At 63.2% G+C, this 16,377-nt stretch carries 12 protein-coding genes and 1 pseudogene; 7 read left to right on the forward strand and 6 right to left on the reverse strand.

The features are described 5' to 3' along the window. Positions 1 to 138 precede the first annotated feature (138 nt). From FVF75_RS04045 to FVF75_RS04065, 5 genes and pseudogenes are all read left to right on the forward strand, one after another. A pseudogene (locus FVF75_RS04045) lies at positions 139 to 1,372 on the forward strand (IS256 family transposase). A 175-nt stretch (positions 1,373 to 1,547) separates the two neighbouring features. Then, complete coding sequence (locus FVF75_RS04050) at positions 1,548 to 3,695, forward strand: P-loop NTPase (protein WP_148376485.1); 2,148 nt, start codon at positions 1,548 to 1,550, stop codon at positions 3,693 to 3,695. A gap of 123 nt (positions 3,696 to 3,818) precedes the next feature. Then, entirely contained in the window at positions 3,819 to 4,133 is a 315-nt protein-coding gene (locus FVF75_RS04055; RefSeq protein ID WP_148376486.1) for a hypothetical protein, read from the forward strand. Positions 4,134 to 4,846: 713 nt separating this feature from the next. Then, on the forward strand, positions 4,847 to 6,073 hold the full coding sequence (locus FVF75_RS04060; protein WP_148376487.1) for a plasmid recombination protein: 1,227 nt from the start codon (positions 4,847 to 4,849) through the stop codon (positions 6,071 to 6,073). A 227-nt stretch (positions 6,074 to 6,300) separates the two neighbouring features. Beyond that, a complete protein-coding gene (locus tag FVF75_RS04065; RefSeq protein WP_148376488.1) occupies positions 6,301 to 6,750 on the forward strand; it encodes a hypothetical protein in 450 nt (149 codons plus the stop codon). Between the two features lie 244 nt (positions 6,751 to 6,994). Here the strand turns inward: FVF75_RS04065 and FVF75_RS04070 are convergent, their stop codons facing one another. From FVF75_RS04070 to FVF75_RS04085, 4 genes are read right to left on the reverse strand one after another with little or no spacing between them, the layout of a single operon-like run. Next, entirely contained in the window at positions 6,995 to 7,825 is an 831-nt protein-coding gene (locus FVF75_RS04070) for a metal ABC transporter permease (RefSeq protein ID WP_187392968.1), read from the reverse strand. Further along, a complete protein-coding gene (locus tag FVF75_RS04075) occupies positions 7,822 to 8,679 on the reverse strand; it encodes a metal ABC transporter permease (RefSeq protein WP_148376490.1) in 858 nt (285 codons plus the stop codon). The genes FVF75_RS04070 and FVF75_RS04075 overlap by 4 nt, the downstream gene beginning before the upstream one ends. Then, a complete protein-coding gene (locus FVF75_RS04080; protein ID WP_148376492.1) occupies positions 8,676 to 9,527 on the reverse strand; it encodes a manganese/iron ABC transporter ATP-binding protein in 852 nt (283 codons plus the stop codon). The genes FVF75_RS04075 and FVF75_RS04080 overlap by 4 nt, the downstream gene beginning before the upstream one ends. Further along, positions 9,524 to 10,417 (reverse strand): metal ABC transporter substrate-binding protein, encoded by an 894-nt coding sequence (locus tag FVF75_RS04085; protein WP_148376494.1) that lies wholly within the window; start codon positions 10,415 to 10,417, stop codon positions 9,524 to 9,526. Before FVF75_RS04085 ends, FVF75_RS04080 begins: the two co-directional genes overlap by 4 nt. Positions 10,418 to 10,535: 118 nt before the next feature. Between FVF75_RS04085 and FVF75_RS04090 the strand changes: the two genes are divergently transcribed. Further along, positions 10,536 to 10,967 carry a Fur family transcriptional regulator gene (locus tag FVF75_RS04090; RefSeq protein WP_148376496.1) on the forward strand — a complete coding sequence of 144 codons (432 nt, stop codon included), beginning with the start codon at positions 10,536 to 10,538 and terminating at the stop codon, positions 10,965 to 10,967. A gap of 74 nt (positions 10,968 to 11,041) precedes the next feature. Then, entirely contained in the window at positions 11,042 to 12,994 is a 1,953-nt protein-coding gene (locus FVF75_RS04095) for an acetoacetate--CoA ligase (RefSeq protein ID WP_148376498.1), read from the forward strand. On the opposite strand, the gene FVF75_RS04100 is transcribed toward FVF75_RS04095, so the two are convergent. After that, the gene (locus FVF75_RS04100) at positions 12,991 to 14,118 is read right to left on the reverse strand and encodes a CaiB/BaiF CoA transferase family protein (protein WP_148376500.1); all 1,128 of its coding nucleotides are present in this window, start codon (positions 14,116 to 14,118) and stop codon (positions 12,991 to 12,993) included. The two genes, FVF75_RS04095 and FVF75_RS04100, sit on opposite strands and share 4 nt — an antisense overlap. Next, positions 14,115 to 16,244: a 3-hydroxyacyl-CoA dehydrogenase NAD-binding domain-containing protein gene (locus FVF75_RS04105; RefSeq protein WP_148376502.1), complete on the reverse strand. Its 2,130-nt coding sequence runs from the start codon at positions 16,242 to 16,244 to the stop codon at positions 14,115 to 14,117. Before FVF75_RS04105 ends, FVF75_RS04100 begins: the two co-directional genes overlap by 4 nt. Positions 16,245 to 16,377 lie beyond the last annotated feature (133 nt).

The following is a 16,377-nucleotide window of genomic DNA, read 5'->3' on the forward strand; positions in this document are numbered from 1 at the left end:
GGTAGTGTCCCCGGGGATGGTGTAGGAGGCCGCGCGCGAAGCCTTTGGCTTAGCGCAGCGCGCGGCCGGGCTGGCGGCCACCGCGTTTCTTCGTAGTCTGAGGTTGTTCAACGACCGATGACAACGAAGGAGAACACGATGACCGATGCCATGATCGACCTTCCTGGCGTGATCGCCAAGAGCGATGACGCGGATTTTTTGCGCGAGCTGATCCAGGACGCCGCGCAGCGGCTTATGGACATCGAGGTGGCCGCTGTCTGCGGGGCCGGACACGGCGAGCGCAGCCCGGACCGTGAGAACCAGCGGAACGGCTACCGGCCGCGCCAGTGGGATACCCGCGCGGGCACCATCGGCCTGAACATCCCGAAGCTGCGCAAGGGTAGCTACTTCCCGACCTTCCTCGAGCCGCGCAGGACCGCCGAGAAGGCGCTGATGGCCGTGATACAGGAGGCCTACATCCATGGCGTTTCGACGCGGTCCGTTGATGATTTGGTGCGCGCCATGGGGTTGACGGGCACCTCCAAGAGCCTGGTCTCGCGGCTGTGCGAGGAGATCGACGAGCGGGTGCAGGCGTTCCTCAACCGCCCGCTGGAGGGCGACTGGCCCTTTCTCTGGCTCGACGCCACCTACGTCAAGCTGCGCGAGGGCGGGCGGATCGTCTCCATGGCGGTGATAGTGGCCGTGGCGGTCAATACCGACGGGCGGCGCGAGATCCTGGGGATCACCGTCATGCCATCCGAGGCAGAAACGTTCTGGACCGACTTCCTGCGCTCTTTGACACGGCGCGGGTTGCGCGGCGTGCAGATGGTCATCAGCGACGCCCATGAGGGCCTGAAGGCTGCTGCGCGCAAGGTCCTGAGCGCCGGGTGGCAGCGCTGTCGCGTGCATTTCCAGCGCAACCTGCTGGCCCGCGTAAGCAAGGCGAACAAGCCTGTGGTCAGCGCCGTGGTGAAGACCGTCTTCGCCGAGAAGAACCGCGACCGGGCCCATGCCCGCTGGCGCGAAGTCGCCGACAACCTTCGTGACCGGTTCCGCGATGTCGCCGAACTGATGGAGCGAGCCTTTGTCCGCCATTGGTCCGAGGACAATGGCGAACGCCGAACACGACGTGCTGGCCTACATGGCCTATGACGAGAGCCTGCGCTCGAAATTGCACAGCACCAACCCCTTGGAGCGCGTCAACAAGGAGATCAAGCGGCGCACCAACGTCGTCGGCATCTTCCCCAACCGCGAGGCCGTCGTCCGCCTCGTCGGGGCGCTCATGTTGGAGCAAAATGATGAGTGGGCCGTCTCCCGCCGCTACATGCCGGTGGAAAAGCTGACGGCCCTGTGCAACCATGATGACGAGACGGCAATGATCGCCGCTCAGTGAACGAGCGACACCAGCTATGAAGAAGCAGGTGAATGCCAGTTCCTACACCACGCCACGGGGCACTACCCCGTCAACTTGCTGTGGCAAATGCCTTAGCAGCAAAGTAGCATGCTCTTCATTGTCCATTCTGGGATAGTATTATTTTGGCATTCGAGCAAAGACGGGTGGAGTTTTGATGGTTGAGCTTAAAGCTGAAGATGAAAAAGTCCTGATCCGTGCAATTGAACGAGGGGACGCGGTCCTGTTCCTTGGCGCGGGCGCATCTGCCACCAGCCTTTCCAAGGCTGGCAACAAGATTATGCAGGGTTGGCAACTTGCTGCGAAACTCGCGGAAATGGGCGGACTCGACTACTATGATGAATCGCTTCCTAGTGTAGTTACAGCTGTCGTTGGTAGTAGGATCAGCCGCGAACAGTTTGAGGCCGTCTTGCGCGAGGAGTTTCAACACTGTGAGCCGTCAACTGAATTGAATGCGTTGATGAAACTCACTTGGGCGCGACTCTATACATGGAATTTGGATGACACCGTAACCAATTGCCGCCACACTGCCCAAAGGATGAAGACTTTTAATGGAATGATTGATCCAGTAGTTCCAGATGACAATATAGCATTTTTGCAGGTCGTGCACTTGCATGGTGAGGCGTGGAAGCCAGAGCATGGCTACATCTTTTCCGAGGCAGAGTACAGTGAAGCTATTTCCAAAGGACATCCTTGGTATCGTCAAGCGATCACCGATTACGTCGAGAAACTGCCGGTCTTTGTTGGAAGCAAATTGAAGGAACCCATTCTTTCTTTGGAGCTAGACCGAGCGCGCCCACGAGGTAACGAGGGACTTGGTGTTGCGTTCTTAGTTACTCCAGATAATTTTACCCCTATTCAGCTAGCAGAACTCGAAGCGCGAGGCATAGTGGTCATCACAGGCTATTTATCTGACTTCGTCGCTTTTCTGAGACAGAAGACAAATACGGGTGGGATTTTACCTGAATCAGCGCTCGCCAGTCGTGGTGCGATGGGAAAGGCATTGGCGCAACGAGGTAGAGTCACTGCGTCCGACTTGGGTGTGGCAAAGCATCTGCGCGTGATAGCAGACGGCCAAGGCAGTATCTCAATACACAAACTTTCAGATACCGAGATTAAGACCGCTGCACGACACTTTTTGGAAGGAAAACCTCCCAGTTGGGAAGTCATCTTTGCCGGCATTCCGCCACGACTCAACCAGACAAGCTCCCTGATAGATCAACTTGAAGAGAGTCTTCAATCTGACGAACGCCTCTTTGTGGCGTATGGCCAATCGGGAAGCGGAAAGACTACTGCCGTCATGCAGGCTTTGAAACAGCTTGCCGGTGACGGAGGTCGTATTCCAATCTATGAACTCGGTGGCAACATTCCTTCTTTGAGGTCGGCAATTGATCTACTCGCTCGACTTTACCCCGATGAAAAAATCGTTGTCTACTTTGGAGAGTCATTTCTTTTTGGCGACTCGTTTGCGGAAGATCTTCTGTCGGTCGATTCGGGCCGAATGCTATTTGTCGGCGACGCAAGAACCAAAGAATGGAAGAACCACATTCGAAGGCGGTTGGAGGGTGTGAATTATAGATCATTCGAGTTCCAGAGATTTTCGCCTGAAGACTACGAGGAATTGGCGAATGTTATCCTTTCATTTGTTCCAGCGCCCCGATTCCACAAAATGTCTCCGCAGGATAGGGTGAAGGAATTCGATAGATCCCGAAGTCAACTTTTGATCGCCATGAAGGAAGTAACGCAGTCTGGGAAGTTTCGTGAGATTATTGCGGCAGAGTATAATGACCTCCCAGATGACGATAGTCGGTACTTGTTCTTGATTTGTGGCATTGCGACATTGGCTCGATCCGGAATAAATAGCGGGTTGAGTAAAGAGGCATACGACCGTATATCGCGACAGAAATCATTTCCCAGCGCCCTTCAGGAATTGGATGGAATTGTATTCGAGGATCGAAATGGTCGCTTGGTGGCACGTCATGAGGTCTACGTCCGGCATGTGTTGGAGAATGTTGCCACTACAGAACATTTGAAAAGCGCCATCGTCTCAATGCTTAGGTCTTTTACAAGATTTGATGTCCCGGTGATAAAAAGTGTTGGGCGGCAGGATGGCATCCTGTTTCGCTTTCTTCTTAATAATAATTTTCTGAAAGAGATTTTTAGAATTAAGGGCGCGCGAAATGCTCCATCTGACATCTACAGTCAGTTTGAGTTAGAATTCCAGAGAGATGGTCATTTTTGGCTTCAATACGGTCAATATCTCTCTTCTATGAAACGATTTGATGATGCACTTCCCGTTCTTTAAAAATCCATACAAGCTTTTCCGGAAAATGACTTTGCCGCTCACGCACTAGCGGACGTTCAACTCCGAGTTGCCGAACACGCAAGTGTTTGGAATAGCTCTGTCGCCGAACTCGTTGGGCATGCGGTGACCACACTCGAAGATCTTCATGCAAATCGATCCAGCGGTTCGGATCAATATGCAATCGCCACCCTGGCGAGGTCCCACATTAGAGTTCTGATTAAGCACAATCAGAATGATACTGCCAAAGAAGCGGCAAAGAGATACTTCGACGAAATCGGCAGTATTCGTTCTTCGCTTAGGGACGAGCAACTTGAGATTGCCAGAACTGAACTTTTGCACTTCATAACGCATGGGAAAGCACCCTACGAAGAAATTGAGGTCAATGGCAAAACCAAACCTCAGAGAAAAGGTCGAGGGCCAAAACCAAAACGGAAGTAGTTGACTGCAAAAGTGCAGAACTTTCCCTCACGACCAGCCTCACAGCGCCGAGACGACGATGTGCTGCCGGTGAAGATAGTTGGACAAAAAACTGCTTAGTGCGGCTTTAATCTTCCAGAGGCCTTTGCGCTTGCAGCGAATTTCCGGAATGCGGGCAGCAGCCGCAGCATCAGCGTTACCGGATCAACGGCAGATCCTGGCCGATCCTGAAACCCCACCTGATGATCCACCTCCCATCCATCCGAAACGCGTCACAAGAAGCGCGTTGCGGATGGATAGGGGCGTTTTGCAAGCTGAACCACTCCACCACCGGCAAACCGCCGGGGTCTGGGGGGTGCGCAATGCCCCCAGCCTGTCGGGAGACGCCTTGGGGTGCAGGGGCGTGGCGAACGGCCCGTGCGAGCAGGCGGGGGTTCGGGGGAGGAGTGCGGAACGACGCTCCCCCGGGAGCAGGGGATGCAAGGGGAGTGCGGAACGATGACCTTGCCGCCCTCCGCGCAGGAGGGCCCGCCGCACAGGCGCCCCCGGCGGGCGGGGTTCCGGGGCAGCGCCCGGACGAACGGCAGGCCGAACAGAGGTGCCGCAGGCGCCGGAGTGCGGGCTGTTTAGTGAGTAAAATGCCCCAGCACAACCTTTCGCGCACGCGTTTGTCCGTTTTCTCCCATCCGAAAACACATGAACCCATTTCCTGACCTCAATCTTCGGAGGTCAGAATGGCGAGCAATAAATTCCCGGTGGTCCTGCGGTTCGAGGGCATGGATCCGCGCGATATCGGCGGCTACGAGGCGCATCGCATGCGCCGCGGCGGCGACCTCGGTCACATTGACCGCGACAGGCCCAAACCGCGCCGCTTGCTCGGCAGCGAAACCTGGGCGCAGGAGGCCCTGGCCGAGATCGAGCTGATGAAAATGGAGGGTTTCGCGGCCGAGCTCGAGGATCTCGACCGGCGCAACCGCCGCAAGGACCTGGCGAAACGGCGCATCGAAGGCCCGCGCGACCCGTGGCGCGCTTCCCGCCACGGCCCGCTGCGCGAACTCATCCTGACCGCCAACAAGGAGTGGTTCGCGCAGACCGAAAGCAGCGACGTGGAGTTCAGCACGACACAGGAGGAACGGTTCGAACAGCGGGCAGTGGAATGGCTGCTCGAAAACTTTGGCGACGACGTGATCCACGCCCGTGCCGATCTCGACGAGCAGGCCTATCACATCCACGCGGTGATCATGCCGCGCGCGACCGTTGAGAAATACGGGACCGAATGCCGGGTGCTTCAGCCATCGGCCCAACCGCTGATCAGGGATTACGAGTCGGCGCAGGACAGTGTGGGTGCGTGGTTCAGCGCGATCGGCCTCGTGCGAGGTGAGCGGCGCAAGCAGGCGATCCGCGATGCGTTGAACAACGGGCGAACGCCTCCGGTCAACCCCCGCCATGTCCGACCGGCGGAGTGGCGCGCGAAAGAAGAGAAGCGCCTCGCCGAGAAGGCCGCTGATCTCGAGACCCGGCAGCGCGACGTCGCCGCGCGGGAAGAGGACGCCTCGACGGTTCTGGCCTTCGCTGATGCGGTGTCAGCGGGCGAGATCGACGCGGACGGACGCACGCTGAAAACCATTGGTGCTGGCGTGAAGCCACCATCACCATTGCTGCTTCAAAAGGCCTCCCGCGGCTTTGCCGCCGCGAGAAAGGCCTTCCGGGCCGCCGCGAAGCGACTGCGCGCAAGCGCCGACGCAAGGACTCACCGTGAGGCCGAGGAACGGGTCGCGGCCGAGCTCGCCGAGATCAAGGCAGCCGATGACGTGATCGTCGAAATCGTCCGCGACTTCCCGATCGCGCATCGGCAACGGATTGCTCAGATCCGGCGCAGGCTCACCGCGAAGATCATGGCGCTGGATCCGCGCGCCAGAGGCCGTTCGACGGGCTCCAAACCGGGTATCGGCGACCCCTGAAAAGGGATCGCGAAAACCACCGGAATCTTTCACCTGAAAGGAAAAGGGAACTTTGGTGAAAAACATATTCAATTGTTTCAACCACATAGCTGTCAATCTGCAAACTTTTTTCTTCCGCCGATTAAGTCCCAAAATTTTGCAGATCCATGTCCGGCGGAAGCCGGATGCGGTGGGCGAAAAACTAAGGCTCCGGTGACACTGCAAACGCAAGACTGGAGTACCAAAAAATGAAGAAATCCCTGTCCCAGAAACCCGTCCGCAAGCCCCGCTCGTCGCAGTTCAAGATGACCCCCGCGATGCAACTGCGCATGGAGAAGGCGATGACTTCGGTCGGCAATATCGCCGACCAGCAGGCCCGCAAGGACGACAAGGTCCAGCGCGAGGCCCGCATGGCCATCGCGGAAACCTTCGACGCCTGGCTCGAGTGGCTCGAGGAAGCGGCGCCCGAGCAGATCGAAGAGGCGTTCTTCGAACTCGGCTGCTTTGCCACCGCCACCAACCGCCGCCGGCTCTTCAAGCACGCCAAGGCGCCCATGGGCGTCGCAGAGCGTGCACAGGAGCAGGTCGACCGCTGGAAGGAGGAGGAGGAAGCGGCAAAAGCTGCAGCTGCGGAAACGGCTGCTGCGGAGGCGGCAGCGAGGAAAAATGGTGAGGCAGACGGCAACACTTCCGCCTGATCGCTACCCCACCATCAAAAAAGGTCGCCAAAGTCCAATTCGAGTCCCCGCAACCAAATCCTAACGCATTATCAAACGCTTGAACGCCGCCCTCCGGGGTGGTGTTTGCGTTTGTGGGGGTGGAAGAAGCGCGGCTCGCTTGGTCACTGGTCAGGTCGCCCAGTCCTATGCCCGAGCAAGTTCCTCTGGTCGCCTGGCCTCGATGGCGGCACCTCAGCACAGCCAGAGCGTTTTGGCGCCCCCGCTACTCCCCGACCCGCGCCTTTTGCCTGACCTCCTGCCAGCCCAGCGCCAGCAGGAACACCGCTGTCAGGATCAGCACGATGGTCGGTGCCGGGGCGCTGTCGAGCCAGAAGCTGGCGTAGATGCCGGAAAAGCCCGCCACCAGCGCCACCACGACGGACATGGCCAGCATCGCCGCGAACCGTCGCGTCAGCAAAAAGGCGATGGCGCCGGGGGCGATCAGGAAGGCGATGGCCAGGATGATCCCGACCGAGGACAGCATCGCGACGATGGTGGCCGACAGGATCGCGAGCAGGCCGTAGTGGATCGTTCCGCTCGCCAGCCCTACCATCCGCGCCTGCACCGGGTCGAAGGCGTGGGCGAGGATGTCGCGCCATTTCAGCACCAGGATCAGCGCGACCGCCCCTGCGATGCTGCCGGAGGTCCAGAGGTCGGCCGCCCCGACGCCAAGCATGTTGCCGAACAGGATGTGGTCGAGGTGCAGATCGGTCTCGATCCGCGTATAGAGCACGATTCCCAGCCCGAACATGCCGGAAAACACCACGCCCATCACGGTATCCTGCTTGACCCGCGAATTGTCCTTGATGAAGCCGGTGGCCAGCGCGCAGAACAGCCCCGCCAGAAACGCGCCGATGATCAGGGGGATGCCGGCCATGTAGGCCAGCACCACGCCGGGCAGGACCGCGTGACTGGTGGCGTCGCCCATCAATGACCAGCCTTTCAGCACCAGGAAACATGACAGGAGCGCGGCGGCCGGGGCGATCAGCATGGTGATCCACAGGGCGTTCTGCATGAACGGAAACTGGAACGGGAGCAGCAGGGTTTCCATCATGCGCTCTCTCTCAGGGCGGTGCGGGCGCGGCGGCGGGCGGCGCGCATTCCGTGCGTCGGGGCGAAAACGAAGGCGAGCAGGAACAGCGCGGTTTGCAAACACACGATGACGCCGCCGGTCGCGCCGTTCAGGAAATAGCTGGCATAGGCGCCGATGGCGCTGGTCGATGCGCCGATGGCGACGGACAGGGCGATCAGGCGGGGAAAACGGTCGGTCAGCAGGTAGGCGGTGGCGCCGGGCGTGACCACCAGTGCGATCACCAGAAACGCCCCGACCGTCTGCATCGCCGCCACGGTGCAAGCGGCCAGAAGGGTGAAGAACACCACCCGCAGCGCGCCGGGGTTGAGGCCGATGGTGCGCGCGTGAACCTCGTCGAAGAACACCGCCAAGAGGTCGCGCCACTTGGCCATGAGCACCACCAGCGACACGCCGCCGATGATGACCAGTTGCAGCGTATCCTCGGGCGTGATCGCAAGGATGTTGCCCATCGTGATGGTCTGGATCGACACCGCCATCGGGTTGAGCGACACCATGAACAGCCCCAGCCCGAAGAACGAGGTGAAGATCAGGCCGATCACCGCGTCTTCCTTCAGCCCCGAGCGGGCGCGCAGAAACAGCATCGCCAGCGCCGCCAGCCCGCCCGACAGGAACGCGCCGAAGGCGAACGGGATGCCCAGCATGTAGGCCCCGGCGACGCCCGGCACGATGGAATGGGACAGCGCGTCGCCGATCAGCGACCAGCCCTTGAGCATCAGGTAGGCCGACAGGAACGCGCAGACCGCGCCGACCAGCGCCGACACCCAGATCGCGTTGGTCATGTAGGCATAGCCGAACGGCTCGAGCAGCAGGCTCATTTCTCGCTCTCCGCCGTGCGCGGCGCATCGTCGTAGAACACCAGCGGGCGCTCGTCGTCGGTAAAGACATCCAGCCGGCGCGGATCTTCGTCGTCGTGCAGATGTTCGCCTTCCAGCATGAAGTGCCGCAGCACGCCGCCGAAGGCCACGCGCAGGTTGTCGGCGGTAAAGACCTCGGCGGTCGGGCCATGCGCCAGCACCGTGCCCTTGACCAGCACCACCCGGTCGCAGAACTCGGGCACCGAACCGAGGTTGTGGGTGGCGACCAGCATCACCCGGCCCTCGTCGCGCAGGGTGCGCAGCAGCGCGATGATCTGTTCCTCGGTCTTGACGTCGACGCCGGTGAAGGGTTCGTCCAGCAGGATCACCTTGGCATCCTGCGCCAGCGCGCGGGCAAGAAAGACGCGCTTTTTCTGGCCACCGGACAATTCGCCGATCTGGCGGTCGCGAAACGCGGTCATGTTCACCCGTTCAAGGGCGCGGTCCACCGCCTCGCGGTCGGCGGGCCGTGCACGGCGCAGAAATCCCATGTGGCCGTAGCGGCCCATCATCACCACGTCCTCGACCAGGACGGGAAAGCTCCAGTCGACCTCTTCGGCCTGCGGCACGTAGGCCACCGATTGTGCCCGCATCGCCGCGCGCACCGGCTGGCCCAGAAGCTCGACCGTGCCAGCGGCGACGGGCACGAAGCCCATGAGCGCCTTGAACAGGGTCGATTTTCCGGAGCCGTTCACGCCGACAAGGGCGGTGATCGTGCTGGTGGGGATCGAGAACGAAGCATCGCGCAGCGCCGTGTGGCCGTTGCGATAGGTGACGGTCAGACCTTCGGCGCGGATGCCTTCGGTCATTGCAATAACCCCTCCACGATGGTTTCGGACGTCACGCGCAACAGGTCGAGATAGGTGGGAACCGCGCCGCCCGGCTCGCTCAGACTGTCGACATAAAGCACACCACCATAACGCGCGCCAGTTTCGCGCGCGATCTGCCTGGCGGGCTTGTCCGAAACGGTGGATTCCGAAAACACCACGCCGATGTCATGCTCCCGCACCGCGTCGATCACCGCGCGCACCTGTTGCGGCGTGCCTTGGGCATCCGCGTTGATCGGCCACAGGAACAGCTCGCGCAGATCGAAATCGCGTGCCAGATACGAAAATGCGCCTTCGGAGGTAACCAGCCAGCGTTTTTCATCCGGCAGGGCGCGGGCGGCGTCGCGCAGGGGGGCGATCACGGCGGCGATCTCGGCCTTGTAGGCCTCGGCATTGGCGGCGTAGGTGGCGGCGTTGTCGGGGTCGGCGGCGGACAGCGCCCGCGCGATGTTGTCGACATAGATCTCCGCCGAGGTCAGCGCCATCCAGCCATGCGGGTTGGGCTTGCCGTCATAGTTGCCGCCGGAAATCGGCATCGGTTCGATCCCGTCCGAAACGGTGGCGGCGGGCACTTCGCTGAGATTGGCGAGGAATTGCTCGAACCAAAGCTCCAGGTTCAGCCCGTTCCACAGGATCAGGTCGGCGTCCCGCGCCTTGAGCAGATCGCGCGGCGTCGGCTGGTAGCCGTGGATCTCGGCCCCCGGCTTGGTGATCGAGACCACCTCGGCGGCGTCGCCCGCCACGTTCTGCGCCATGTCGGCGATCACGGTGAAGGTGGTGACGACCTTGAGCTTGCCGGTATCGGCCACCAGCGGGTTTGCGGTCAGGGCAAGGCCGAGAGCGAGGCCGAGAAAAGCGCGTCGGGTGTTCATAGGGATCTCCGGTTCTGTCGTCTTTTGCATCTAGGAATGATTTGCATCTGTCAAGTCAGTTGCGAGTGATTTGCAACAAATGGTTGATGCGGGGCGGCCTGAAGTGCACATATGGGCCATGACGAGGACCGAACAGCGCAGCGAGCGGCTGACCCAGGCGCTTCGCGATGCCGGCGTGCGCATCACCCGCCAGCGTGCCGCGCTGGTGGATGTGCTGGCCGCCGCCGATGACCACCCCGACGCGGTGGAACTGCACCGCCGTGCCGACGAGGCCGTGCCGGGGATATCGCTGTCGACGGTCTATCGCACCCTGACCGAGCTGGAAGAGCAGGGCGTCATTCACCGGCACCTGTTCGAAGGCGCATCGGCCCGGTTCGAACATGCCGAGGCCGAGCATCACGACCACATGATCGACGTGGAAACCGGCGAGGTGATCGAGTTCTGTTCCGACCGGATCGAAAAGCTGCAAGCCGAGATCGCCGCCGAGATGGGCTATGACATCGTGCATCACCGGATGGAGCTTTACGTGCGCAAGCGGAGCGGTCGCTAGCCCGACTGCTTGACGCCACCGCCGGGGAGTGGTCGAACATTCCCCATAGGCCGACTGCAAACAGGAAGCGTGACATGACCGACCCGATCTGGACCCCGAGCCGCGAGCGTATCGAGGCAAGCGAAATCACGCGGTTCCTTGGCTTTCTGGCCGACAAGGGCGAGGCGAGCCTGCCCGACAGCCTGGCCCTGCATCAGTGGTCGCTGGAACAACCCGACGCCTTCTGGTCGGCGATCTGGGATCATTTCGGCGTGGTCGGCGACAAGGGCGCGGCTCCTTATCTGGTCGGCGAGGGCATGCTCGACGCGCGGTTCTTTCCCGCGGCACGGCTGAACTATGCCGAGAATATGCTGGCACTGGGCGCGCGTGACCGGGACACGCCGGCGATGGTGTTTCGCGGCGAGGACAAGACCGAAGAGCGCTGGTCCTGGGGCGATCTGGTCGACCAGGTTTCGCAACTTCAACAGGCGCTCGCGCGCGCCGGGGTGGGCGAGGGCGACCGGGTGGCCGGCCTGCTGCCGAACCGGCCCGAAGCGATCGCGGCGGTGCTGGCGGTGGCGTCGCTGGGCGCGACTTGGTCGTCGGCCTCGCCCGACTTCGGCACCCGCGCGGTGCTGGACCGCTTTGCGCAGATCGAGCCAAAGGTGATGCTGGTGGTCGACGGCTACTGGTACAACGGCAAGCGCATCGAGATGGCCGACAAGCTGGCCGGTATCCTCGACGGGTTGCCGAGCGTCGGGACGGCGGTGGTGGTTGACTACCTCGGGGATGCGGGCAAAGTGGCGAAGGGACTGCGCGGCGGCGTGACCTATGCGGAATTCATCGGCGCCGAAACCCCGACCGACCCGACCTTCGTGCGGATGCCGTTCGACCATCCGCTCTATATCCTGTTCTCGTCGGGCACCACCGGCGCGCCCAAGTGCATCGTGCATCGCGCCGGCGGCGTGCTGCTGCAGCACCTCAAGGAACACGCGCTGCATGCCGACATCAAGCCCGGCGACAGGCTGTTCTATTTCACCACGCTGGGCTGGATGATGTGGAACTGGCTGGCCTCGGGGCTGGCGCGCGGCGCGGTGTTGATGCTCTATGACGGCTCGCCCTTCGTGAAGGGGCCGGACGTGCTGTGGAAATACGCCGCCGACGAGGCGTTCACCCATTTCGGCACCTCGGCCAAGTATATCGACAGCCTGCGCAAGTCGGGCTACGCGCCCAAGGTGGCGCATGTGCTGCCCAAGCTGCGCACCGTGCTGTCGACCGGCTCGCCGTTGCTGGTTCACGGGTTCGAGTATGTGCATGACGCGGTGAAACACGACCTGCACCTGGCCTCGATCTCGGGCGGCACCGACATCGTGTCGTGCTTTGTCGGCGGCGATCCGACGCGGCCGGTCTACAGCGGTGAAATCCAGGGGCCGGGGTTCGGCATGGCGGTCGATGTCTGGACCGCGCCCGACACCCCCGCCAAACCCGGCGAGAAAGGCGAACTGGTCTGCACCGCACCGTTCCCGCCGCAGCCGCTGGGCTTCTGGGGCGACGAGGACGGCTCGCGCCTGCGCGCGGCCTATTTCGAGCTGTTCCCCGGCGTCTGGTGCCAGGGCGATTATGCCGAGAAGACCGAACATGGCGGCTTCATCATCCACGGCCGGTCCGACGCCACGCTAAACCCCGGCGGGGTCAGGATCGGCACCGCCGAGATCTATGCCGAGGTCGAGAAATTCGCCGAGATCCGCGAATCCGTGGTGATCGGGCATGACAAGGACGGCGACCAGCGGGTGATCCTGTTCGTGGCGCTGGCCGAGGGGCATGAGCTGGACGACGCGCTGATCAAGCGGGTGAAACAGGCGATCCGCGCCGGGTCGTCGCCGCGCCATGTGCCGGCCGAGATCCTGCCGGTGGCCGACATCCCACGCACCAAGTCGGGCAAGATCTCCGAGCTTGCGGTGCGCGACGTGGTGCATGGGCGCGAGGTCAAGAACGTCGGCGCGCTGGACAACCCAGAGGCGCTCAAGCTGTTTCCGAAACTGTCCTAGGGCAGGACGCCCTCGGCCCGCAGCCGGGCCAGCGCCATCGCGTCATAGCCCAGCTCGGACAGCACCGCCTCGGTGTCGCCGCCGGGTGCTGCGGGCGGTTGCGGCGCGCGCGGGGTCGAGCGGCTGAAGCGTGGCGCGGGCGCGGCCTGGGTGACGCCGCCGACCTCGGTGAAGGTGCCGCGCGCGGCCATGTGCGGATGATCCGGCGCCTCGGACCATGTCAGCACCGGCGTGGCGCAGGCATCCGACCCCTCGAGGATCGCGGCCCATTCATCGCGGGTCTTGCGGCGAAACACCTCGGCATAGGCGGCGCGACGGTCGGGCCACGCGGCTTGGTCCATCTGCGTGGCCCTGTGATCCCCGGGCAGCCCGGCCAGCGCCACCAGTTCCGCAAAGAACTGCGGCTCCAGCGGGCCGACCGCGAGGAACTTGCCGTCGGCGCATTCATAGGTCCGGTAGAACGGCGCGCCGCCGTCGAGCAGATTGGCCTCGCGCGTCTCGCTCCAGTCGCCGCGCGCGCGCCAGCTATGGACCAGCGCCATCAGCGCCGAGGCGCCGTCGACCATCGCGGCGTCGATCACCTGCCCCTTGCCCGAACCCTGCCGCTCCCACAGCGCCGCCATGATGCCGAACAGCAGGAACATGGTGCCGCCGCCGTAATCCGCCGCGATGTTGAGCGGCGGGGTCGGCACGTCATCCGCCTTGCCGGTGGCGTGCAGAAACCCGGTCAGCCCGAGGTAGTTGATGTCATGCCCGGCCATCTGCGCCCAGGGCCCGTCCTGCCCCCAGCCGGTCATCCGGCCATAGACCAGCCCCGGGTTGAGCGCATGGCAGGTGTCGGGGCCAAGCCCCATGCGCTCCATCACGCCGGGGCGAAACCCCTCGATGAGCACATCGGCCCGCCCGATCAGCGCAAGCGCTGCGGCGACCCCGTCCGGGTGCTTGAGGTTCAGCGCGACCGAGCGTTTGCCGCGCGCATTGATATCGGTCGGATCGGGCGGGCCGGAGCGGCGCACGATGGCCACCACCTCGGCCCCCATGTCGGCCAGGAACTGCCCGGCCAGCGGTGCCGGGCCGATGCCCTGCATCTCGACCACGCGAAGACCCTTGAGCGGTCCGGTCATGTCGTGTCCCCTGTCTGGCGCAGCCGGTCGAACGCGCTGTCGGTGACCGCGAACCGGTCGCCGTGCCGCGTGGCAAGGTCGCGGGCGCGGGTGGCGAATGTGTCGAGGCCGATGCCGCGGATGAACTGTAGCGGGCCGCCGGTGTGAGGCGGAAAGCCGATGGCGAGGATGCCGCCGAGATTGGCCTCGACCTCGCTGCGCAGCACGCCTTCGTCAAGGCAGCGCAGGGTTTCGACCGCCTGCCGGTAGATCAGCCGTTCCTTCGCCGCTTCCATCGTCACGCCTTCCCCCTCGGCAAACCGGGCCAGCCCCGGCCACAGCGTCTTGGTCCCGTCCCCGTGATAGTCGTAGAACCCGCCCCCATAGTGCCGCCCGCCGCGCCCGGTCGCAATCATCGCGTCGGTGACCTGCCGGGTCGCGGTGTTCTCAAGGCCAAAGCCGCTGGCCTCGCCCAGCCGCGCATCGAGCGCCGCGTGGGTCTGGCGCACCTTCTGGCCAAGGATCAGCGACACCTCGTCAAACACCGCAAGCGGCCCCGCCGGCATCCCCGCCAGCCACGCCGCGCGCTCGATCTGGTCCGGCGCCATGCCGTCGATCAGCAACCGGCAGCCCTCGTCGAGATAAGTGGCGAACACCCGCGAGGTGAAGAAGCCCCGGCTGTCGTTCACCACGATGGGCAGGTAGCCGATCTGCCGCACGTAGTCATAGGCGCGGCGCAGGGTATCGGGGCCGGTCGCCTTGCCCACCACGATCTCGACCACCTTCATCCGGTCGATCGGGCTGAAGAAATGCAGGCCGATCACGCGGGACGGATCGGGCGCGGCCTCGGCCAGCACCGAGATCGGCAGGGTCGAGGTGTTGGTGCCATAGATGCCGCCTTCGGTCAGCATCGGCCAGGTCGAAGCGATTACGCGTTCCTTGAGGTCGATATCCTCGAACACCGCCTCGACGATCAGATCGACACTGCCGGGCGGCGCATCCCCGGCGCTGGGCGTGATCAGGCCCAGCAGCGCCGCCTTGCCTGCCGCATCCATCCGCCCACGCGCGATGGCCTTGTCGCAAAGTGCGACCGCATGCGCCTTGCCCGCCTCGGCGCGGGCGGTGTCGGTGTCTTTCAGCCATGTCGCCAGCCCGCGTTGCGCATGGGCATGGGCGATGCCCGCGCCCATCATGCCGGCACCGATGACCGCCGAGGATCGCGCCTGCCAGGGGTCGCCCTCGGGCCGCAGCTTGCCGGAGCGGACCGCCTGCATCCCGAGGAAAAAGGTGGTGATCGCCGCCTTGGCCTCGGGCGTCGTCATCAGCGCCATGAAGCCGCGCGTCTCGAGCGTGAGGGCCGCATCGAACGGCATCGTCAGCGAGGCGGCGGCGATTTCTAGGATCTTTTCCGGCGCCGGCATCAGCCCGCGTGTTTTCTGGTAGATCCGTTCCGATGCGGCAGCGACCTGGTCACGTATCTGTGTGCCGCCGGGGTGGGAAAAGCCGGGCGCGTCCCAGGGCTGGATGTGCGCCTCGGGGTTGGCGAGAATCCATGCCTTTGCTGCCGGGATAAGGTCATCCGCCGTTGCGACCACCTGGTCCACCAGCCCGGCGGCAAGCGCGTCGCGGGGCTGCACCTGCGGGCCGTCGAGCAAGAAGGGCAGCGCCTTTTCCAGCCCCAGAAGCGCGGTCAGCCGCACCACGCCGCCGCCGCCGGGCAAAAGGCCAAGCGTCACCTCGGGCATACCCACCACCGCCCTGGGGTGGTCGGCGACGATCCGGCGGTTGCACGCCAGGCACAACTCGTAGCCGCCGCCCAGCGCCGCGCCGCTGATCGCGGCCACCACCGGCACCGGCAGCTTTTCCAGCGCGCGGAAAGTCGCCTTGATCGCCTGGGTGCGGTCGAAATAGGCCTCGGTGACGGTCTTGACGGCGAGCATGTCCTTGAGGTCGCCGCCGGCGAAAAAGGTCTTCTTGGCCGAGGCGAAGACGACACCGGCCAGCCCCTTTTCGGCCCCGAGCCGGGCCAGCGTGTCCTGCATCGCGGGCAGGAAACGGGCGTTCATCGTGTTGGCCGACTGCCCCGTCATGTCCATGGTGACGGTGACGATGCCGTCCGGGTCGCGGTGATAGTGAAACTCGGTCATGGTCAGCCCCTTTGGACCCATGCAGACCCGCGCGGGCGCCTCGCGTCCAGCATTACGCCGCGTCGGGGCGCGGCGCGACAAAGCGAAGGCGACGTGGGGTCAAGCAAGCATCACGATCTTGGCGGTTGACGGA

It is taken from the genome of Maritimibacter fusiformis, assembly GCF_008086115.1.
Lineage (GTDB): Bacteria > Pseudomonadota > Alphaproteobacteria > Rhodobacterales > Rhodobacteraceae > Muriiphilus > Muriiphilus fusiformis.